Annotated in this window: 14 protein-coding genes, 15 tRNA genes, 2 rRNA genes and 1 pseudogene; 7 read left to right on the top strand and 25 right to left on the bottom strand. The window is 46.4% G+C overall.

Annotation, left to right across the window (positions count from 1 at the left end):
• Positions 1-119 precede the first annotated feature (119 nt).
• Together HUG20_RS06035 and queG are read right to left on the bottom strand one after the other, a co-directional pair.
• Positions 120-629: a methylated-DNA--[protein]-cysteine S-methyltransferase gene (locus tag HUG20_RS06035; protein ID WP_200089162.1), complete on the bottom strand. Its 510-nt coding sequence runs from the start codon at positions 627-629 to the stop codon at positions 120-122.
• A gap of 28 nt (positions 630-657) precedes the next feature.
• The gene (gene queG, locus HUG20_RS06030) at positions 658-1809 is read right to left on the bottom strand and encodes a tRNA epoxyqueuosine(34) reductase QueG (protein ID WP_200089160.1); all 1152 of its coding nucleotides are present in this window, start codon (positions 1807-1809) and stop codon (positions 658-660) included.
• Between the two features lie 262 nt (positions 1810-2071).
• Here queG and HUG20_RS06025 point away from each other — a divergent pair, with 262 nt between their 5' ends.
• The gene (locus tag HUG20_RS06025; RefSeq protein WP_246476556.1) at positions 2072-2764 is read left to right on the top strand and encodes a B3/B4 domain-containing protein; all 693 of its coding nucleotides are present in this window, start codon (positions 2072-2074) and stop codon (positions 2762-2764) included.
• Between the two features lie 348 nt (positions 2765-3112).
• On the opposite strand, the pseudogene HUG20_RS19935 reads toward HUG20_RS06025, so the two are convergent.
• Positions 3113-3391, bottom strand: a pseudogene (locus HUG20_RS19935) (acetoacetate--CoA ligase); the annotation flags it as partial.
• 945 nt (positions 3392-4336) lie between these two features.
• Between HUG20_RS19935 and HUG20_RS06020 the strand changes: the two are divergent.
• Both HUG20_RS06020 and HUG20_RS06015 read left to right on the top strand, forming a co-directional pair.
• Complete coding sequence (locus tag HUG20_RS06020) at positions 4337-5071, top strand: ABC transporter ATP-binding protein (RefSeq protein ID WP_200089158.1); 735 nt, start codon at positions 4337-4339, stop codon at positions 5069-5071.
• Entirely contained in the window at positions 5037-6245 is a 1209-nt protein-coding gene (locus tag HUG20_RS06015; RefSeq protein WP_200089156.1) for an ABC transporter permease, read from the top strand. Before HUG20_RS06020 ends, HUG20_RS06015 begins: the two co-directional genes overlap by 35 nt.
• A gap of 61 nt (positions 6246-6306) precedes the next feature.
• Here the strand turns inward: HUG20_RS06015 and HUG20_RS06010 are convergent, their stop codons facing one another.
• The 19 genes from HUG20_RS06010 to HUG20_RS05920 all read right to left on the bottom strand — a co-directional run bounded on the left by HUG20_RS06010 (position 6307) and on the right by HUG20_RS05920 (position 14922).
• On the bottom strand, positions 6307-6930 hold the full coding sequence (locus HUG20_RS06010) for a TetR/AcrR family transcriptional regulator (protein ID WP_200089154.1): 624 nt from the start codon (positions 6928-6930) through the stop codon (positions 6307-6309).
• An 854-nt stretch (positions 6931-7784) separates the two neighbouring features.
• Positions 7785-7869: transfer RNA gene (locus HUG20_RS06005), tRNA-Leu, on the bottom strand.
• Between the two features lie 100 nt (positions 7870-7969).
• Positions 7970-8476: a dUTP diphosphatase gene (locus HUG20_RS06000; RefSeq protein ID WP_200089152.1), complete on the bottom strand. Its 507-nt coding sequence runs from the start codon at positions 8474-8476 to the stop codon at positions 7970-7972.
• Positions 8477-8561: 85 nt separating this feature from the next.
• Positions 8562-8651, bottom strand: a tRNA-Leu gene (locus HUG20_RS05995).
• 19 nt (positions 8652-8670) lie between these two features.
• Positions 8671-8745 (bottom strand) — tRNA-Cys (locus HUG20_RS05990).
• Between the two features lie 8 nt (positions 8746-8753).
• Positions 8754-8828: transfer RNA gene (locus HUG20_RS05985), tRNA-Gly, on the bottom strand.
• Positions 8829-8830: 2 nt separating this feature from the next.
• A tRNA-Gln gene (locus HUG20_RS05980) sits at positions 8831-8905 on the bottom strand.
• 4 nt (positions 8906-8909) lie between these two features.
• Positions 8910-8985, bottom strand: a tRNA-His gene (locus tag HUG20_RS05975).
• Between the two features lie 17 nt (positions 8986-9002).
• Positions 9003-9076: transfer RNA gene (locus tag HUG20_RS05970), tRNA-Trp, on the bottom strand.
• 3 nt (positions 9077-9079) lie between these two features.
• A tRNA-Tyr gene (locus HUG20_RS05965) sits at positions 9080-9165 on the bottom strand.
• Between the two features lie 69 nt (positions 9166-9234).
• A tRNA-Thr gene (locus HUG20_RS05960) sits at positions 9235-9310 on the bottom strand.
• 12 nt (positions 9311-9322) lie between these two features.
• Positions 9323-9398, bottom strand: a tRNA-Phe gene (locus HUG20_RS05955).
• A 12-nt stretch (positions 9399-9410) separates the two neighbouring features.
• A tRNA-Asp gene (locus HUG20_RS05950) sits at positions 9411-9486 on the bottom strand.
• Positions 9487-9723: 237 nt separating this feature from the next.
• A tRNA-Met gene (locus tag HUG20_RS05945) sits at positions 9724-9800 on the bottom strand.
• A gap of 16 nt (positions 9801-9816) precedes the next feature.
• Positions 9817-9891 (bottom strand) — tRNA-Glu (locus HUG20_RS05940).
• Between the two features lie 53 nt (positions 9892-9944).
• A tRNA-Ser gene (locus HUG20_RS05935) sits at positions 9945-10035 on the bottom strand.
• A 4-nt stretch (positions 10036-10039) separates the two neighbouring features.
• Positions 10040-10114: transfer RNA gene (locus HUG20_RS05930), tRNA-Asn, on the bottom strand.
• Between the two features lie 140 nt (positions 10115-10254).
• Positions 10255-13176 (bottom strand): 23S ribosomal RNA (locus tag HUG20_RS05925).
• Positions 13177-13363: 187 nt separating this feature from the next.
• Positions 13364-14922: ribosomal RNA gene (locus HUG20_RS05920) — 16S ribosomal RNA — on the bottom strand.
• The 16S and 23S rRNA genes sit together here with 14 tRNA genes alongside, the layout of an rRNA operon.
• 453 nt (positions 14923-15375) lie before the next feature.
• Here HUG20_RS05920 and HUG20_RS05915 point away from each other — a divergent pair.
• Positions 15376-15687: a DUF2614 family zinc ribbon-containing protein gene (locus HUG20_RS05915; protein ID WP_200090409.1), complete on the top strand. Its 312-nt coding sequence runs from the start codon at positions 15376-15378 to the stop codon at positions 15685-15687.
• 110 nt (positions 15688-15797) lie between these two features.
• On the opposite strand, the gene perR is transcribed toward HUG20_RS05915, so the two are convergent.
• The 3 genes from perR to bcp form a co-directional block, all read right to left on the bottom strand.
• The gene (gene perR, locus HUG20_RS05910; protein ID WP_200090408.1) at positions 15798-16241 is read right to left on the bottom strand and encodes a peroxide-responsive transcriptional repressor PerR; all 444 of its coding nucleotides are present in this window, start codon (positions 16239-16241) and stop codon (positions 15798-15800) included.
• Between the two features lie 103 nt (positions 16242-16344).
• On the bottom strand, positions 16345-16650 hold the full coding sequence (locus HUG20_RS05905; RefSeq protein WP_200089150.1) for a cyclic-di-AMP receptor: 306 nt from the start codon (positions 16648-16650) through the stop codon (positions 16345-16347).
• Between the two features lie 308 nt (positions 16651-16958).
• Positions 16959-17429: a thioredoxin-dependent thiol peroxidase gene (bcp, locus tag HUG20_RS05900; protein ID WP_200089148.1), complete on the bottom strand. Its 471-nt coding sequence runs from the start codon at positions 17427-17429 to the stop codon at positions 16959-16961.
• 126 nt (positions 17430-17555) lie between these two features.
• On the opposite strand from bcp, the gene HUG20_RS05895 reads away from it, so the two are divergent.
• From HUG20_RS05895 to HUG20_RS05885, 3 genes are read left to right on the top strand one after another with little or no spacing between them, the layout of a single operon-like run.
• The gene (locus HUG20_RS05895; protein WP_200089146.1) at positions 17556-18851 is read left to right on the top strand and encodes a glutamate-1-semialdehyde 2,1-aminomutase; all 1296 of its coding nucleotides are present in this window, start codon (positions 17556-17558) and stop codon (positions 18849-18851) included.
• A 47-nt stretch (positions 18852-18898) separates the two neighbouring features.
• Positions 18899-20122 (top strand): GTPase family protein, encoded by a 1224-nt coding sequence (locus HUG20_RS05890; protein ID WP_200089144.1) that lies wholly within the window; start codon positions 18899-18901, stop codon positions 20120-20122.
• A 51-nt stretch (positions 20123-20173) separates the two neighbouring features.
• Complete coding sequence (locus HUG20_RS05885) at positions 20174-21235, top strand: FUSC family protein (RefSeq protein WP_200089137.1); 1062 nt, start codon at positions 20174-20176, stop codon at positions 21233-21235.
• Positions 21236-21443: the final 208 nt, after the last annotated feature.

The raw sequence follows: 21443 nt of genomic DNA, 5'->3' as shown, positions 1-21443 counted from the left end.
CGCTGCGAAAAACATCACCGATTAAAAAAACTTGACTTATCGCCAAGAATATCCTAATCATCCATACAATTTATACTTTCTTACCTGCTAAAAAAAGACGGGCCGTAGTTTCAGCCCATCTAAGCACCTTCCAGTTCCAACAGCTGTTTCTTTTTTTCAATCCCGCCACCATAGCCTACAATCGCTCCATTGCTCCCGATCACCCGGTGACAAGGAACAATAATGGGGATCGGATTTTTATTGTTGGCCGCTCCTATGGCACGGACAGCCTTCGGCGAATGAATAGCGACTGCTACTTGTTTATACGACTGTGTTTCTCCATAAGGAATGCGCTGTAATACTTCCCACACGCTTTTTTGAAAAGAGGTGCCCTGCATATCGACCGGTAAATCAAACATTTGCCGTTTTCCTTGGAAATATTCCTGCAGCTGCTTTTTTGTTTCATCAAAATAAGCATCATCCCGGATGATTTCCCGGTGCATATTTCTTTTTGCCATCCACATCCGGATTTTCCCACCCGTTCCGTTAAAATCTCCAAACAGCAATTGGCACAAACCATTCTCGGTGGCAACAAGGGTGAGTGTGCCGATCGGACTTTCCATCTCCGTAAAGATTAATGGTTTATCCATATTTAACACCTTTCTCCCGTGGGTATGTTTATGAATGCTGTCCTTCCTTTTCGAGTTTTAACATTGCTTGTTGAATCTCTTCGCGTACGGAAGCATCGTCTTCTTTTTCATTGGCAGTCTGTAGCGCTGCATGGTTGTCTTCGCTCCCACCTATTTTTCCTAGCGACCAGGCAGCAGAACCGCGAATCACAGGGCGGGGGTCATGAATAAGTAACGACTGCAGTTTGGGAGCGGCTCCTTTTTCACGGAAATGGCCAAGTGCAATCACCGCATTTCGTTGAATCGGTTTTTTTCCCCGCCAAGAACCTGCCATTTTTCCGTATTTTTCCTTGAACTCCCGGTTGGAAATCGAAAGCAATGGCAACAACTCCGGCTTTACCTTTTCCGGGTCCGGTGTAAATTCCGGTTGATATTCTTCTCCCTTTCCCTTATTTTCCGGGCAGACAACTTGGCATGTGTCACAGCCGTACAGACGATTGCCGATTTTCTTCCTGAAACGCTCGGGAATCATTTCTTTTGTTTGCGTTAGAAACGCGATGCATTTATTCGAATCCAATTGACCCCCTTGGACTAGTGCACCTGTCGGACAAGCATCCACACATTTATTGCATGATCCGCATTGATCATCAATCGGTATATCCGGTTCAAATGCAATCGTCGTAATCATATCTCCAAGGTACACATACGAGCCAAATTCAGGGGTGATAATCGCGCAATTTTTTCCGCTCCAGCCGATCCCGGCACGTTCAGCAACCGCTCGGTCCGAGAGAGCACCTGTGTCAACCATGGACGCCATCTTTGCACTCGGCACGCGTTCATGAATAAAGGCTTCTACTTTTTTAAGACGATCATTGAGAACGGTGTGGTAATCTTCACCCCAAGATGCCCGGCAAAAAATGCCCCTTCGCTTGCCTTTCACCCCTTTGGGTGGATTTTCAAGCTTCGCCGGATAAGCAAGAGCGATGCTGATAATCGTTTTTGCATAAGGCAACAAGCGTTCAGGCTCCGTTCGCAGATCAATGTCCTCTTCCTCAAAACCCGACTGGTAACCTAATTGTTGTTGTGTTCTTAACCGTTCTTTCAGTGTCAAAAACGGATCTGCACTGGCAAAGCCAATTTTGTCAATGCCAATGCTTTTACTGTATGCAATCAGTTCTTCTTTTAACTGGGCGTTTGTCACGGGTTTCACCTACTTTCCATTACATCCGTTGTTGATCCTGTGGCATGCGCTCGCTACTCCGGAAGTCAGACGTCGGAAGCCGGAAATCGGAAGATCAGATCATGCTTTCTTTCCTGAAAAAGGCGTTTACGATCTCTGGCATCTGAAATCTGACTTCTGTATAAACGGGCGACTAACACTCCGATTGATCCCTCTGATGAAAGTTTCACTTTATGTTAAAATAAAGGCGTTTACAATATGAGAAGGAGATGTACACTCGGTTATGATTGAAATTTCACTACATCCTGACTTACAGGAATACGTTCCCTCTTTTAAAATCGGTTGTCTCCAATACGAATCAATTGCTATCGATACGCCTCCCAAGGAGCTGAAAGGGCGTATCGAGTTGTTTCAAAAGACCGTCGAGCTAGATTTGTCCGAACAACCTATCACTTATTATGAAGGCGTCAAAGAGTGGAGACAAGTGTTTAAACAAATCGGTGTCGATCCAACACGTTATCGCCCCTCCCACGAGGCACTCTTTCGCCGCCTAAAACAGGGCAAAGGGTTCCCATCATCCGATTCGTCGGCAATCATGCTGAATAACTTCTTTTCCCTTTATTATCAAATGCCAATCGGCTTATATGACCTGGAACAGCTGCAAGGATCTGTTGAAATTCGAACAGGGGAGGAGACGGATGAGTACGAAGGGTTGAACGGAAGGATGAATCATATGAAAGGCAAAATAACAAATGTGGATCAGAATGGAGCCTTCGGAAGCCCGATGGTTGACAGCAAACGCAGCGGTGTCTCTTCAAACACGAAACAAATCTTGCAATTGCTTTACTTGCGTCCTTCACTCTCCGAAGACGATACCCGAACCCTTACAAATAACATCGGGGAAATGTTCCAACAAGTACACGGCGGTCATGTAGAAACGGCCGTGCTGTCCAAGCAGCGACCGCGGATCAAATGATTACTTTTTATACATCAATTCCCGAGCGATGACATACGCTCCGTACGCTACACCCAACACACCCAAAAGCAGGATGGTTAACAATATAAACATATACAAAATGAATAACCCCCTTTTGTGTTATTTTCACTCAAATAAAGGGGGGTTATTCATTAGAAGCGCGTTTATCCGAGACGATGACGTCATACAACACATGATTGCATATGTTTACGGAAACTGACCAGCGCAAAAAATTCATACGCAATCGGAAATTCCATTTTTCACTATTTGACGTGATTAGCACTTCGTTGATAGTGAAAATATCGTTAGGCACGTGTCGCGGTGAGCATTGGCTGCGATTGCCCTGCTGTAAATTTCACTCGTTTCCATACGGATGCCGCCACGATTGATCGTGGAATCGGAACGACCATAGATCTGGCAGCTGCCTTTCGAGGTAATCTTAATCCAGTTTCCGTATCACCAAATGCCTGAAAATGGCTGGTTCCAACAGGACGAACTCCCCGACTTCATCGATAACAGGTACATCGCCTCTGCAGACGCTTATACATTGGCTCCGAGCGCTCGACATTGAATTTCGCTTTCGCCAGCATATACAGGCAAAAGCGATGAGCCGGTAACGAATGCCGAAGAAAACCTTTCATTAGAAGGTGGGTGGATTACGAAATAAAAAAATTGTCATGAAGAGACTTAAAAATATTATCAATAGCCAAATGCCAAGTAAAAGCAGATTAACGTACTTTCCTTTATCTCTCGCTTGCATCTCTTTAATGTGAGCTATAATCAAGCCTATCAAGGGAAAAAAGCCAATCACAAAGAAAACCGAAAACAGACCAATGAATACACTATGTATGAACTGTGCGACGGTGACATTTCGAATGAGGTATACACATAAAAGCACCCCCACGCATAACAAGGATAAAGGGAAAAAATTAATTTTGCCTATCAATGAAGATGCTCCCTTCTTTTCCCTCTTTTCAATGATGGATGGATAGACATATCTTAACAAAAGAACATTCATTTGAGTATTTTCGCGTGTGGATGACCACGATAGATCTATGCCATCATACAGGTAAAAGTTCATATTGTTAAAGATTTTTATAATATATAATAAGTGATGTAGACTGATTATATTACGCATAATAGCGTGGCTTAACTATTTTCCAGAAATCCCGCGCCTTGACGAGGGTGATTCCTTCGTTCAGCCGTTCTGCACTAGTGGGATAATCATTAAAAATAAAATACAATCGTACATTTACCGAATATGGAAACAAATAACAAGGGTAACCTTTCACATAGTATACTAATTTAAAGTGGAAAAGCATATAGATATATAATATCATCTTTATTTTTGCTGATTCTTTTATAAATGAAAAGGTCAGGTTACAAATTAATGGCTTATTAAATTTCCTAAGCTCACATTCATCTGGTGGCATTAAGCGAGTAGACTAGTAAATGGGAAATAGAAATCGATTCAAAACATATCATCTTTAAATATAATTGTCCTCACTCATTTTCTATGTTATCTTAGTGAGTGATTACTTACTTATAAATAATTTAAGGGATGTGATTTAAATGATGAAGATCACCGATATATCCAAAAGTTTCGGAAAGCAAACAATATTGCAAGATATATCCGTCGAAATTCCAAGCAATCAGATCACTGGCTTGATCGGCCCTTCTGGCACTGGCAAAACCACGTTAATTAAATGCTTAATGGGGATGGAGACATATGATACTGGCAGCGTTAGCATTCATAATGCTACTATTCCAAATCGAAAAGTTTTAAACAAAATCGGTTATATGGCTCAAAGTGATTCGTTGTACCATGATTTAACCGGACTGGAAAACATGCAATTCTTTGCCCATATGTATGGAGGGAAAATTTCTAAAAAGTCGGTTCAATCCACTTTGAATCTCGTCCAGCTTACGCAAGAGCAAAATAAATTCGTTCAGCATTACTCCGGAGGGATGAAGCGCCGTCTATCTCTAGCAATCGCTCTACTCAATCGGCCAGAATACTTAATTTTAGATGAGCCGACAGTCGGTATTGATCCTGTTTTAAAATTAAACATCTGGGACCAACTTCACGATTTAAAAAAGAACAGTACACTGTTAATTACCACACATATTATGGACGAAGCTATGAAGTGCGATCAACTTTTATTAATGCAGAATAAAGGAATCGCAGCAAGCGGTGCGCCTCAAGAGATTTTGGAAACGTTCCAAGTTAGTGATATCGATCAAGTCTTTTTGGAATTGGAGGGGAAAGAACATGAAAATGCTTCACTTAATGAAACGAATTTGTAAACAAGTCATCCGTGATAAACGTACGATGGCACTTCTATTTTTAGCCCCTATCTTTATCATCACATTACTCAACTATATTTTTCCTGACCCTGATGATGAAGTCAGTTTGGCAACTGTCAATGTCGATGATGAAGTGATTGATATTTTGGAAGACAACGATATGATCGTAAAAGAAGAAACCGACATTGATCCAACATCCTATCTACAAGAAGGGCATGCCAGTGCTATTTTGGAACAAGCGGAGGATGAATGGACGCTAACCATTCTTAATGACAATCCAATAGATGAAGGGCCTGCCATACAAGGCAGTTCACAAGCAGTGATGGAAAATAACCTGGATGACCTATCAGATAACATTGATGATATGATGAATAATAGGGAAGAAATGTCAGATAACGTGCAAGAAATCATCAATGGTGTCAATGATATGATGGAACAATTGCCTCCGGAATTAGCACAAGATATAGATATAAATACAGATATAGACACAGACGTGGATGCAGAGTTCGAATCCGAGGTGGATATGGATGAAGATCCGATAACAGTTGACTATATTTACGGTGATGAGAGCAATACGTTTTTTGACATTCTAAATCCGATTTTAATCAGCTTCTTTGTGTTCTTTTTTGTATTTTTGATAGCCGGTATGTCGATGCTAAAAGAAAGAAGCAGTGGCACCTTGGAGAAACTATTGTCCACGCCAATCAAAAAATCCGAGATTGTATTTGGTTATTTGTTCGGTTACGGTATTTTTGCGATTCTGCAAACGGCTGTGATTATTTTGTATTCCATATTCATTTTAGATATGGAGATTGCCGGTTCCATAACTAACATGTTTATCATCAATATCTTATTGAGCTTTGTCGCTTTAGGGCTTGGTCTTTTGTTATCTACGTTTGTGGGCAGTGAATTCCAAATGATTCAGTTTATCCCACTAATCATCATTCCACAAATATTTTTCTCCGGCATGCTGAAAGTGGACACAATGGAACCTTGGTTGCAATGGATTGCCCCAATCATGCCGCTATACTATGCCGGAAATACGATGATAGATGTTGTACTGAAAGGACATACGCTCAGCGATATAGCTATACCTTTGCTTGTTTTAGTGCTGTTTATCGTTCTTTTTGTAACGCTAAATATACTTGGGATGCGACGTTATAGGAAGGTATAAAAAAACGGGTGGCTTCAGTCTGAAATGCTGTGAGCCACCCAGCTTAATTTTTAATAGAAGTCTAAATTTTTGGCGCAAGTCCGTTCTCCAGTATTTGAACAATCCTTTCCGTCTCCACTTCTTCTGAATCCCACTCCGCTTCCGGAAGAAGAACATAACGGGCTACAATATATGAAAGGATAGATGATGCAATCGTACGTATAATCGTTTTCGGATCCATCTCCACCAGCTGTCCTTTGTTTTGATAGTACTTGATCATTTGCCCTACCTTCTCAAAAATATCTTTGCCAATATATTCAATAAATTGCTCTTTCAATTCCGGATGAAAAGGAATTTCTTGGATTAATATACGTAACATTGGCAAATTATTTTGGATAAATTCCTTTCTATTTTCAATCATTGCACGAATCAAGTCCTGAAAATATTCAAATTCTTGATCAAGCACTTTATCCAAATCTTTCTTTATCATTGGTGCAAACAGCTTCATCGTCATTGGTGAAACAATCTCCATCAATAAACCTTTTTTCGATTTGAAATGCTTAAAGATAGTCCCTTCTGACACATTCGCTTTATTTGCAATTTCATTTGTGGATGTTCCGGCATAGCCTTTTTCCGCAAACAATTCTGTTGCTGTCTCTATAATCGCTATTTGTTTTTTTGTTAACTTCCGTTCTTTATTTGTCATGATATTTCGCCTCTTATCGCGTTTCAGATGAGTCCAAGCAAATTGATAAAAGAGATTATGGGCTTTTTTTAGACTTGAGTGTTGACTGATATTAGCCGGTATCGTTGAAGATTGATGTAATTCTCCAACCATTTAATAGCTCTCACCGAAATCTATAGTTGACAAATTCACTTTACCCATGTTGATTCCTACCGATGAATAATACCTTGTTTTTTCATTAATTAGGCCGCCCGTTGAAGAATTACACCCATTTTCAGTATAAAACATTGTATTTATGCAAACAACCTTCACCCGGTTATTCCAGCCAAAGTAAACGTTCTTCAAGTCTGGCGTTTGCGCAAAATATCTGCGTAGATCAAGTCATCAATGATGCGCTGCCATTTGCCGAAAAAGCGTCCACAGATGTCGCCACGAAATCGCCCTGTCAAATGTGATTTAATTGATCGACGTCGGGCGCATCGAATAATTGCTTAACCTGATTCATCATAAACGATTCTACGTTGTTAATCCGTTCCTTTATGAACGGATATTTCCATCGGATTCGCGTCATCAAGTATGAGCGAAACGAGTAGCACGCCTTTCGGTAAAACCCAATAATAAACGATTGCAAACCTTTATGCTCATCATCAGTTAAAAATCGGCCTATCGCATCGTCAAACAATATTACAACGGCGGTGATTACTTTGAATACAATCCCTAATTTACGGGAATTAAGTGATTATTCCATCTGAACAAACAAAAAACCGACCCCTTTTTTAAGAGAGCGGTAAGCTCAAGTATATGCAATTTGGCGCCACATATATCATAAAAATAACCGAACTTGTTTGCTACAAGTCCGGTATATGTATATTAATTGGTGGCGATGGTGGGACTCGAACCCACACTCCCGAAGAAACGTGATTTTGAGTCACGCGCGTCTGCCAATTCCGCCACATCGCCGTGCGCTTTTCTCCGACAAGTAATAATATAGCACGAAAAGACCGGTGATTGCAAGCATTTGAACAAATTATTCTTAAGAAAAAAAGTCGACGTTACTCTTTTACCGAGTTCCCGTGGACCCGAATCCACTACTTCCGCGCTTAGTGCTGTCCAGTTCATCAACTTCGGCAAACAGAGCCTGCGGAACTTCATTCAATACACCTTGTGCAACACGGTCATGTTTCCGGATAAAATATGAACCGTCCGGAACTCCGGTAAGATCCCCCATACTGCCGTCAATCAAATAAATGCCTTCCTCTGATGTACTGTCATTACGGTTCTCTAAAGGAACAGCGACCTCGCCACGATAATCAGAATCAATCGTTCCCGGACTGTTCGGTATACGGAGTTTTGTTTTAATTGACACACCGCTACGTGGGCGAACCTGTATTTCAAAACCAACGGGAATGGCAAACGCTAACCCTAAACGAACCTTCTTTGTTTCACCGGGCCCGATGATCATATCCTCAGTGGCATAAAGATCAAATCCGGCGGCAAATGAGCTGCCATACGTTGGAATCACAGCATCTTTGTGCATTTTTTTCACTTGAACACTAATTTTCGTCATGACTGCTCCCTTGCCTCTCGAAAAAAACACCCATCAAACAAATGAGTGTTTTTTTCTTTTATATTGCACGTTTTTGTCTTTATAATGGTACCGAGGGCCGGACTCGAACCGGCACGGTCGTTTACCGACCGCAGGATTTTAAGTCCTGTGTGTCTGCCAATTCCACCACCCCGGCATGATCCTACACATATAAATGGAGGCGGCACCCGGATTTGAACCGGGGCGTAGAGGATTTGCAGTCCCCTGCCTTACCACTTGGCTATGCCGCCACAAAACTTGGAGCGGAAGACGAGATTCGAACTCGCGACCCCCACCTTGGCAAGGTGGTGTTCTACCGCTGAACTACTCCCGCATTGGCTGGGCCAGCTGGATTCGAACCAGCGCATCTCAGGACCAAAACCTGATGCCTTACCGCTTGGCTATGGCCCAATAATGGGGCGGTTGATGGGACTCGAACCCACGAATGCCGGAGCCACAATCCGGTGCGTTAACCTCTTCGCCACAACCGCCATCAGCGATTATAAAATGGCAGGGGTAGTAGGAATCGAACCCACATCGGAGGTTTTGGAGACCTCTGTTTTGCCATTAAACTATACCCCTGAATGGTGGAGGAGGACGGATTCGAACCGCCGAACTCGGAGAGAGCGGATTTACAGTCCGCCGCGTTTGGCCAACTTCGCTACTCCTCCAAATCGGATGACAGATTTCAGAGAAGTTCAGAGTTATTTTCTGACCTCTGATGGCTGTATTCTGATAGATGGTGCCGGCCAGAGGAATTGAACCCCCAACCTACTGATTACAAGTCAGTTGCTCTGCCAATTGAGCTAGACCGGCAGAAAAAATGGATGGTGGCTCGAGACGGAATCGAACCGCCGACACGTAGATTTTCAGTCTACTGCTCTACCGACTGAGCTATCGAGCCAACATATGTAAATGGCGGGCCTGACGGGATTCGAACCCGCGATCTCCTGCGTGACAGGCAGGCATGTTAACCGCTACACCACAGGCCCGGTTATTCATTTATAGAAAATAAAGAGGATCACCGATATGTAATAAAAAAAGAATTTTTTGTTCTCAGTGAACATAGTGGCAGGTTCGTAAATTGATTGCACTTCTGAGCATTCCAGATGTTACTTGCTTCGAAGATAATTCGACGTAGTGACAGGTTCTCAAATTGGTTGCACTCCAAAGCACTTCTGATGTTTGCTTGCTCCGAAGTGAATTCAAAGCTGTTAAGCAAACTATTATGGTTGCGGGGGAAGGATTCGAACCTTCGACCTCCGGGTTATGAGCCCGACGAGCTACCTGACTGCTCCACCCCGCGATATGAAATAATAATATGGTGACCCGTGCGGGATTCGAACCCGCGTTACCGCCGTGAAAGGGCGGTGTCTTAACCCCTTGACCAACGGGCCATAATTGATGTCAGAATTTCTAGTCTTTGATCCCTGAATTCCGTATTTCGGTATGGCGGAGAGCGAGGGATTCGAACCCTCGAGACGGGGTTACCGTCTACACGATTTCCAATCGTGCTCCTTCGGCCACTCGGACAGCTCTCCCTGATGGCTCCACAGGCCGGATTCGAACCAGCGACCCATCGGTTAACAGCCGATTGCTCTACCACTGAGCTACTGTGGAATGTCATGTTGGCCGAACAGACAACATTAGTTTAGTACATTTTCCAATAACTTTCAAGGATTTCTTTTGAAAATAGGATAGACATTCTCCCAAAACTGAATAACGCTTATGCATGAATGCCGGATGTGCATGACCCATTCGTGGATAAACCATTGGACCGATTAGTATCTGTCAGCTTCACGTGTCGCCACGCGTCCACCTCAGACCTATCTACCTTATCGTCTTTAAGGGGTCTCACGGGAAATCTCATCTTGAGGTCGGCTTCGTGCTTAGATGCTTTCAGCACTTATCCGATCCACACGTAGCTACCCAGCGATGCTCCTGGCGGAACAACTGGTACACCAGCGGTGTGTCCATCCCGGTCCTCTCGTACTAAGGACAGCTCCTCTCAAATTTCCTGCGCCCGCGACGGATAGGGACCGAACTGTCTCACGACGTTCTGAACCCAGCTCGCGTACCGCTTTAATGGGCGAACAGCCCAACCCTTGGGACCGACTTCAGCCCCAGGATGCGATGAGCCGACATCGAGGTGCCAAACCTCCCCGTCGATGTGGACTCTTGGGGGAGATTAGCCTGTTATCCCCAGGGTAGCTTTTATCCGTTGAGCGACGGCCCTTCCATGCGGTGCCGCCGGATCACTAAGCCCGACTTTCGTCCCTGCTCGACCAGTACGTCTCGCAGTCAAGCTCCCTTCTGCCTTTGCACGCTTCGAATGATTTCCAACCATTCTGAGGGAACCTTGGGGCGCCTCCGTTACCATTTAGGAGGCGACCGCCCCAGTCAAACTGCCCACCAGACACTGTCCCTGAACCGGCTCACGGTTCGAGGTTAGGATTTTCATATCGCAAGGGCAGTATCCCACCGGCGCCTCCACCGAAGCTAGCGCTCCGGTTTCCTAGGCTCCTGCCTATCCTGTACAAGCCATATCAAAACCCAATATCAAGCTACAGTAAAGCTCCATGGGGTCTTTCCGTCCAGTCGCGGGGGACCTGCATCTTCACAGGTCATATAATTTCACCGGGTCTCTCGTTGAGACAGTGCCCAAGTCGTTGCACCTTTCGTGCGGGTCGGAACTTACCCGACAAGGAATTTCGCTACCTTAGGACCGTTATAGTTACGGCCGCCGTTTACTGGGGCTTCAATTCCGCGCTTCGCCCGCTAGGGCTAACGCGTCCTCTTAACCTTCCAGCACCGGGCAGGTGTCAGCCCCTATACTTCGTCTTTCGACTTCGCAGAGACCTGTGTTTTTGGTAAACAGTCGCTTGGGCCTTGTCACTGCGGCTCCCGCAGGCTTGCACCCGCAAGAGCACCCCTTCTCCCGAAGTTACGGGGTCATTTTGCCGAGTTCCTTAACGAGAGTTCTCCCGCGCGTCTTAGAATTCTCATCCCACCTACCTGTGTCGGTTTGCGGTACGGGCACCGTCGGCCTTCCTAGAGGCTTTTCTCGGCAGCGGAGGTGCGGGGACTTCGGTACTTTAGTTCCCTCGCGGTCACGCCTCAGCCTTTGCGTTGGGCGGATTTGCCTGCCCAACAGCCTCGGTCGCTTCGACGCGCCTATCCATCGGCGCGCTCGCCCTTCCTTTCTGCGTCCCCCCTTCGGTCAAACAGCCTTCGGTGGTACTGGAATTTCCACCAGTTATCCATCGCCTACGCCTTTCGGCCTCGGCTTAGGCCCCGACTAACCCTGAGCGGACGAACCTTCCTCAGGAAACCTTAGGTTTTCGACGGAAGGGATTCTCACCCTTCTTTTCGCTACTCATACCGGCATTCTCACTTCTGTGCGCTCCAGCTGTCCTCACGGTCAACCTTCCCGGCACACAGAACGCTCCCCTACCCAACTCTTCGAGTTGCCACGGCTTCGGTGATGGGTTTAGCCCCGTTACATTTTCGGCGCAGCGTCACTCGACCAGTGAGCTATTACGCACTCTTTCAATGATGGCTGCTTCTAAGCCAACATCCTGGTTGTCTAAGCAACGCCACATCCTTTCCCACTTAACCCATACTTGGGGACCTTAGCCGGTGGTCCGGGTTGTTTCCCTCTTGACGACGGATCTTAGCACTCGCCGTCTGACTCCCGGAGAACAAGTCGCTGGCATTCGGAGTTTGACTGAACTCGGTAATCCTGTGGGGACCCCTCATCCAATCCGTGCTCTACCTCCAGGACTCTTCCCTCCGAGGCTAGCCCTAAAGCTATTTCGGGGAGAACCAGCTATCTCCGTGTTCGATTGGCATTTCACCCCTACCCACCCCTCATCCCCGTCATTTTCAACTGACGTGGGTTCGGGCCTCCAGTCGGTGTTACCCGACCTTCACCCTGGACATGGGTAGATCACACGGTTTCGGGTCGACGTCGACATACTCATGCGCCCGTTTCAGACTCGCTTTCGCTGCGGCTCCGTCTCTTCAACTTAACCTCGCACGTCATCGTCACTCGCCGGTTCATTCTACAAAAGGCACGCCATCACCCATGAATGGGCTTTGACCACCTGTAGGCACACGGTTTCAGGTTCTCTTTCACTCCCCTCCCGGGGTGCTTTTCACCTTTCCCTCACGGTACTGGTTCACTATCGGTCACTAGGTCGTATTTAGCCTTGGGAGATGGGCCTCCCTGCTTCCGACGGGGTTGCTCGTGTCCCGCCGTACTCAGGATCCACGCCGGAGAGGGCGATGTTTCGCGTACAGGGCGCTTACCTTCTGTGGCGGACCGTTCCAAGTCGCTTCCGCTACATCGCCCCTTTGTCACTCCGTATGGCGTGTCCTTCAACCCCGGGCGGACTTGCCGCCCGGTTTGGGCTCGCTTCCGTTTCGCTCGCCGCTACTCAGGAAATCGCATTTGCTTTCTCTTCCTCCGGTTACTAAGATGTTTCAGTTCGCCGGGTTTGCCTTCATCTGCTTATGGTTTCGGCAGATGATCTTCTCCCATGACGGAGAAGGGGTTCCCCCATTCGGACATCTTCGGATCCACGCATACTTACAGCTCCCCGAAGCATATCGGTGTTCGTCCCGTCCTTCATCGGCGCCTAGTGCCAAGGCATCCACCGTGTGCCCTTCCTCGTTTAACCACTTGAGGCATGGGCCTTTCCAAAAAACGCTCGTTTCTTTTCGACACCCGGTGTGTGTCCATTCAAGCTTTATCGCGTTATTCAGTTTTCAAAGAACGTCTCTTGAGCAGTTGCCCGCTCAAAACTGAATGAAAGCCCAAGCGTTTGCCTCCGGTCCCTTCACCGAGGGACCGGTATAGCTCCTTAGAAAGGAGGTGATCCATCCCCACCTTCCGGTAGGGATACCTTGTTACGACTTCACCCCAATCACCAGCCCCACCTTCGGCGGCTGCGTCCCTAAGGTTCGCTCACCGACTTCGGGTGTTGCCGGCTCTCGTGGTGTGACGGGCGGTGTGTACAAGGCCCGGGAACGTATTCACCGCGGCATGCTGATCCGCGATTACTAGCGATTCCAGCTTCATGCAGGCGGGTTGCAGCCTGCAATCCGAACTGAGAACGGCTTTTCCGGGGATTCGCTCCACCTCGCGGCTTCGCTGCCCGTTGTACCGTCCATTGTAGCACGTGTGTCGCCCAGGCCATAAGGGGCATGATGATTTGACGTCATCCCCGCCTTCCTCCGGTTTGTCACCGGCAGTCAATGTCGAGTGCCCAACTTAATGCTGGCAACGACATTCAAGGGTTGCGCTCGTTACGGGACTTAACCCAACATCTCACGACACGAGCTGACGACAACCATGCACCACCTGTCTCTCTGCCCAAAAGGGAAACCTTGTCTCCAAGGCGATCAGAGGATGTCAAGGCCTGGTAAGGTCCTTCGCGTTGCTTCGAATTAAACCACATGCTCCACCGCTTGTGCGGGCCCCCGTCAATTCCTTTGAGTTTCAACCTTGCGGTCGTACTCCCCAGGCGGAGTGCTTATTGCGTTTGCTTCGGCACTACGGGTATCGAAACCCCTAACACCTAGCACTCATCGTTTACGGCGTGGACTACCAGGGTATCTAATCCTGTTCGCTCCCCACGCTTTCGCACCTCAGCGTCAGGTACAGACCAGAGAGTCGCCTTCGCCACTGGTGTTCCTCCACATCTCTACGCATTTCACCGCTACACGTGGAATTCCACTCTCCTCTTCTGTCCTCAAGTCAGGCAGTTTCCAATGCCATTCCGGCGTTAAGCGCCGGCCTTTCACATCAGACTTGCCTCACCGCCTGCGTGCCCTTTACGCCCAATAATTCCGGACAACGCTTGCCACCTACGTATTACCGCGGCTGCTGGCACGTAGTTAGCCGTGGCTTTCTGGTGAGGTACCGGCATACTCTCGGCATTTCCTCCAAAAGCTGTTCTTCCCTCACAACAGAGCTTTACGATCCGAAAACCTTCCTCACTCACGCGGCGTTGCACCGTCAGGCTTGCGCCCATTGCGGATGATTCCCTACTGCTGCCTCCCGCAGGAGTCTGGGCCGTGTCTCAGTCCCAGTGTGGCCGATCACCCTCTCAGGTCGGCTACGCATCGTCGCCTTGGTAAGCCCTTATCCCACCAACTAGCTAATGCGCCGCGGGCCCCTCGTTGAGCGACGGCCTTCCTAAAGACCGCCTTTCTCCTCCTTCGCAGGTGCGAAAAAGGACTTATTCGGTATTAGCACCGGTTTCCCGGTGTTATCCCCAGCTCAACGGCAGGTTGCCCACGTGGTACTCACCCGTCCGCCACTGGCCTCCCGAAGGTGCAAGCACCTTCGGGGCCCGTTCGACTTGCATGTATTAGGCACGCCGCCAGCGTTCGTCCTGAGCCAGGATCAAACTCTCCATAAAAGAAAAGTAGTTCCGCTTCCCACACGGGGGGGTGCCGGAAGCGCTGGCTTCATTTCTTCATTCGTTCGCTTGGCTTTCATTCAGTTTTCAATGGGCAATTGATGTCGTCGCGTCTCAAAGCGACCCATTTATAATAGCAACTAAACATTCTCACGTCAATAGTTCGCATTAACCTTTCCCGTTGACGCGAATACTAAGATATCATGAAGGGCAGATGTCGTCAACTATTTATTTCATTTTTCCTTTTTGATTTTTTTACAAGCAGCCTATATGATTCCGGACTATCATATGTCGAAACCATGAACGTTGTGGCGCTCCTCTTTTTCACTACGTAAACAGCGATGGTTTAGAACTAACAAGATGTGATACAATGGCAGACATGACCCCAAACATGTGGGTTCAGAGCAAGGAGGTAACATCGTGGCGAAAATCAACCGAATTCGTACATTTGCGATGGCGCTAATATTCATCGGGATCTTTATTATGTATATTGCCATCTTCGTATTTAGCAACAGCCCTATCCTAATGTCTATCGCGATGGTCATCGGATTTTTATCCGTTATATCCAGCTCGCTCGTTTATTTGTGGATCGGAATGAAATCAACGAAAACCATCCAAGTTATATGCCCCAACTGTGAAAAGCAAACGAAAATACTGGGACGGGTCGATGCATGCATGCACTGTGATGAACCGCTGACACTTGACCCAAAACTGGAAGGAAAAGAGTTGGATGCGCGCTATAATCGTAAAAACTTCCAACAATAAAAATAGCGATGTTAAAAAACAGGCTTTTCGCCAATTATGGCAAAAGCCCAAGATGTTTCTTGTTCCACCACCCATATAAAAGCCCCGCATCGATAATGGATGCGGGGCTTTTATGCGCGAACCGGCTCATTGCTAGCACACGAAGGGCATCTTCCGTATATCTCCATTCGGTGAGAATCCACTTGGAAATTTGTGACATGTTCTGCTAACGTCTCCACTTCATCCAAGACAGGGTAATGAAAATCTACGATCTTTCCGCAGTCTTTACATATAATGTGGTAATGTGTATCCGTCGCCGCATCGAAACGGCTGGAGGAATCGCCGTATGTCAATTCATTAACAATCCCGACTTCCTTAAATACACGGAGATTATTGTATACCGTCGCTACGCTCATATTCGGAAACTTTTTCTCAAGCGCTTTATAAATTTCATCCGCAGTAGGGTGGCTCATGGTTTCAAACATAAATTCTAAAATCGCATGACGTTGCGGCGTCATTCGAACTTTGGCTGCTTTTAAAGATTCAACCGCTTTTTGAAGATTTTCATTCTCCATTGTCGTCATGCCCCCCTTTTTTAAAAACAATTATTCTAATATAATATACATTTTAACTGTAACGAAATATAATGTTGGTTGTCAACGAAAATGCCTTCTTTCCTTATGATTGATTATACAAGGATAACCAATCTTCTCCTTCCGATGTGTTTAACATAAAGGACGTATAACGATATCGATGGCGCCCTTCGATGTTCTTTTTCTTTTCCAATTGAAGGCAAGCTTCTTTCATGGAGTTTTTCAATTGCTCGACGTCCTGCTCATTGCAACCAATTAAAAACGTTGTATTGCCCTTGCGGCGAAAACCTCCGCTGCTCGCTAATTCCGTAATGCGAAAACCCTCGTTTTGCAACCTGCGTTCCATATGATCCCGATATACATCGTTGACAACGCATACGATTAAATTCATCAGCCCATCTCCCCATTAGAAAGCTTGGCTTTTCGCCAAGCTTTTATGGCGAAAAGCCTTCGTTCCACTTATGCAGGTAAGAAAGTTGATTTATACTTTCTTACCTGCCAAATATAATCTCGTAAAGAGTTAAAAGATCAAACGAAGGTTTCGCCAACTCGGTGGCAACCCTCCCGTTTATTCGATAACCGATTTTTTGATCCCTTACTATAGTATAGCAAATTTCTGCGCTTCATAACCTTTCGAAACATCAACATTCTTAGGGAGACATTTCGGGAACAACCGTTGCCAAATGTCATTCTTTTCAGCTACGCCTCGCTTTTTTCTGTCAAATAAGCGCGGACTTCATCGACATGGCCATCCACACGAACTTTCCGCCATTCTTTTGTAACAACCCCGTCCGGGTTAATCACAAATGTAGAGCGAACAATCCCCATGGATTCTTTTCCAAAGTTCTTTTTCAATTGCCAAACTCCGTATTTATTCGCTGCATCCTGTTCCGGGTCGGATAACAACAAAAACGGGAGTTCATGTTTGCTTGCAAATTTTTCATGTTTCTCTATTGGATCCGGACTAACACCAAGAACGACGACATCTTCCGCTTGCAGATCGGGAATTGCATCCCGAAAATCACATGCTTGTGTCGTACATCCCGGGGTCATGTCTTTCGGATAAAAATACAACACTACCGTCTGCCCACGATAATCGCTTAACGTCACTTCCGTTCCGTCATTTGCTTGCAAAGTAAAATCAGGAGCTTGCTTGTCTGTCAGATCCATTTATTCCATCTCCTTCTTTCTTTTTTTCTGCGTCTCATTCCATTATGCCTGCTTCATCCATGCTTTGTCTAATCATTGTCTGCTAGAATAGATGTGATCGTTAGAAACGTGGTTGGAGGTATTAAAATGAACATTCAGCACTCAAAAGAATTATATAAAGAGGCCGAGTCCCATATCGTCGGTGGAGTAAATAGTCCTTCACGTGCCTTCAAAGGCGTTTCCGGCGGCACTCCCGTGTTTATGGAAAAAGGGGAGGGCGCATATCTTTATGATGTGGACGGAAACAAATATATTGATTATATTGGCGGCTACGGACCAATTATTACCGGACATGCCCACCCACACATTACAAAAGCCATCACCAACGCGGCGCAATCCGGTGTCCTTTACGGCACACCCACTGCTTTGGAAAACAACTTTGCAAAGAAATTAAAGGACGCTGTTCCTTCTCTCGAAAAGGTTCGCTTCGTCAATTCCGGCACAGAAGCCGTGATGACGACGGTCCGTGTTGCACGCGCCTATACCGGACGGGATAAAATCATTAAATTTGCCGGATGCTATCACGGACATTCCGATCCGGTTCTCGTCGCTGCCGGATCGGGTCCCGCAACGTTAGGATCGCCGGATTCTGCCGGCGTTACGAGTAATACAGCAAAAGAAATAATAACGGTGCCTTATAATGATATTGAAAGTTATCGAGAAGCACTTAAATCTTTCGGCGATGACATTGCAGCCGTACTCGTGGAACCAATTGTCGGCAATTTCGGCATTGTGGAACCTAAACCCGGTTTTCTCGAAAAAATTAACGAAATAACCCATGATGCCGGGGCGCTCGTCATTTACGATGAAGTTATCTCAGCCTTTCGCTTTCACTACGGAGCAGCCCAAGATCTTCTCGGCGTTTATCCCGATTTAACTGCGATGGGAAAAATTATCGGCGGTGGATTGCCGATCGGCGCTTACGGCGGGAAAATGAACATCATGGAAGAAGTAGCACCTTTGGGCCCGGCCTATCAAGCAGGAACAATGGCAGGAAATCCCGCCTCCATGAGCGCAGGCATTGCTTGCCTCGAAGTATTAGAGGACAAGCAATTATATGATAAACTGGAAAGACTCGGGAGAAAACTTGAAAACGGGTTACAAAGAAAAGCGGACGACGCGCAAGTCCCCATCCAGATCAATCGCAAAACAGGGGCGCTGACCTTGTATTTCACTTCGCAACCCGTGAAAAACTATGATAATGCAGATGCCACAAACAGCTTGCATTTTTCGACATTTTTTCACTCCATGTTGGCTCAAGGCATTCACTTGGCTCCTTCCAAGTTCGAAGCTTGGTTTTTGACGAGCGCGCATAAGGAAGAAGATATTACTGCGACCCTCGATGCGGCTGAAACTGCTTTTCAAGCAATTAAAAATTCCTGATTAGAAAACCTGGGTTGCATTTATGTAGGTAAGAAAGGATGACACCTATGCATGATGACGAACAAAAAGAATATCTGGAGGAACCGTTACGCTTATTCAGAAAAAAAATGATTCCAAAATTACCTTCGAATATCCAAAAGCGTGTCATCGGCGAGGTGGAGCGGCTCGAAGAGCTTTTTGTAGATTCGCGCGCCCCTCGCTTTGCCATCATCGGAAGGCGAGGCGCAGGCAAATCGACACTCGTCAATGCCATGTTTCAAGCGCCGGTAGCTGAGGTTGGCGCGGTTACCGCGGAAACCGAACGCGGGGGTTGGCATACCTACAAAAATGCATCACAACAAGCCATTATGGAGGTGCTGGATACACGTGGTTTCGGTGAAGGCGATGAAACACGCTTCAACCAAACGGAAGAAGAAGTTTGGCAAGAAGCACTTGCTTCCCGCTACCCCGATGCTATTTTATTCCTTGTGAAAGCAAAAGAGGTAGACGCCCGTGTTACTGAAGATATTGAGCAGTTAAAAAAACTTCGGAAAATCATTAAAAAGAAACATGATTACCTACCTCCGGTGATCGGCATTGTCACCCAAGTAGATGAGCTTGATCCGGTTTATGATACCGATCCTCCCTTTGAAAAAGAAAAAATTGCCAACATTGAACACGCGAGCGAGCATATGAAACGTATGTTAAAGAAGCATTTGCCTGAAGTTGCAGGCATTCTACCGGTTTGTGCTTATATAGCGTTTAAAGACGGAGAAATGGTCTATGACCGACGTTGGAAAATTGATGAGCTGATCGATTTTTTGCTCGAACAGCTGCCGGGGAGCACATGGATGCAATGGGCACGCATTACACAGGCAAAAACGATTCAAAGCCGCATCGCCAAAACAATCGGTAAAAGTGCATCCGCAATTACCGGCGGCGTTGGCGCTCAGCCAATTCCATTAGCAGACTTGCCGGTCATTACCGGCATACAGATGTCCATGATCGCCGGCGTTGCTTACGTATCGGGGAGGAAATTGGACCGAAAATCGATGGCCGAATTTTTGGGCGCGATAGGTGCCAACGTCGGCACCGCTTTCGCGTTTCGACAGTTAGCAAGATCCTTAAGCAAAATAACGTTTCCGGTCGCTGGCCATGCCATCTCCGGAACATTGGCCGCAACAGCTACATGGGGGCTGTGTAAAGCCGCCATCCTTTACTTCATTGAGAAGCGTCCGGTTCACGAAGCAAAAGAGGCTTATAAAAATCAATCGGAACCACCGACAAATTAATCGAATAAGAAGCGGGTACCCTTCCCGCCTCAGAAAGGAGCGCCGCATTCCATGAGATTTGGCGCCCGTATATTTAAGACGGGGCTGGCAGTTATAATCGCCCTATATGCCGCCCATTTACTCGGATTGGAGCCTGCGTTTTTTGCAGGATTAACCGCAGGGTTAACGATCCAACCATCCATTTACCGCACGTATCAAAGAATTCTCCATCAAGTACAAGCAAATCTGATCGGAGCTGCTTTGGCTGTTATTTTCGGGCTCGCCTTTGGGCAGGAGCCTTTCGTGATCGGCGTTGTAGTCATGATCTCGATCGCCATTATATTGAAGCTCGGCCTGGACTCATCTACGATACCGGTTACGATTGTGACGATTGTAATCATTATGGGGAATAGCCCCGATGACGGGTACGCCATGTTTGCCCTCGCCCGTTTTTCTCTGATCATGCTCGGTGTCTTTTCGGCTTTTCTCGTGAATTTGTTTTTCTTGCCACCGAAGTATGAAAACAAACTGTACGACGAGATTTTCGCTACAACAGAGAACGCCGCCCGTTGGATCCGATTAATCACACGCCAGGATACAAATGTTCAAGCAAGGCGGGAAGACTTGGAAGAATCACGCGAAAAACTCGTGGAATTGGACCAACTTTATTTATTTTATAAAGAAGAACGCAATTACTTCAGGAAAACCAAATTTGCAAAAGCAAGGAAAGTTGTTCTTTTTCGGGAAATGTTGACAGCCACAAGGGAACTTGTTCATGTACTCGGTTCCCTCGATGAGCGGGAGAACGATTTTTATCATCTTCCCGAACATATGAAACGGCTCGTCCAACAGCAAATGGACCACCTTACCAATTACCACGGACGGATTTTGGCTCGTTATTCTGGGAAAGTGACGACGCAAATGACTGATTTTATGAGTGAAGAAGCGGATGAAGGCAATGAATCGTTAACAGAGTCATTTATGAATTCGTATGATTATAAAGAGCTCAGCCGAGAAGAGTGGCTGAACCTGCTCCCGCTAATCGCCTACATCATCGAATACAATTCGCAACTGGATCACTTGGATCGACTGGTGGAAAGCTATTTCACTTACCACCAGGAAGACGACAATTGAGATTAGCGATGGAGTAAAAACTGCTCATGCCAATATTCAATAAGCAAATGCGGCGAGTTTCTTTAACGATCGCGCGATCACTGCTTTTCCGAATGAACCTTTGCTAGCGTTGGCTTGAGTCATCGGACCACTTATTAAACTGACCTTGTTTAAAGTAGGGATTGCTGAAACTTGCAGTTATCAGCTGAAGCCGGGATGCCGCTTCCAT

Origin of the sequence: Salicibibacter cibi, assembly GCF_016495865.1 — a bacterium.
Classification (GTDB): Bacteria; Bacillota; Bacilli; order Bacillales; family Marinococcaceae; genus Salicibibacter; species Salicibibacter cibi.
The sequence above is the reverse complement of the archived record's forward strand: the minus strand, read 5'-3'. Positions and strand labels throughout refer to the sequence as shown.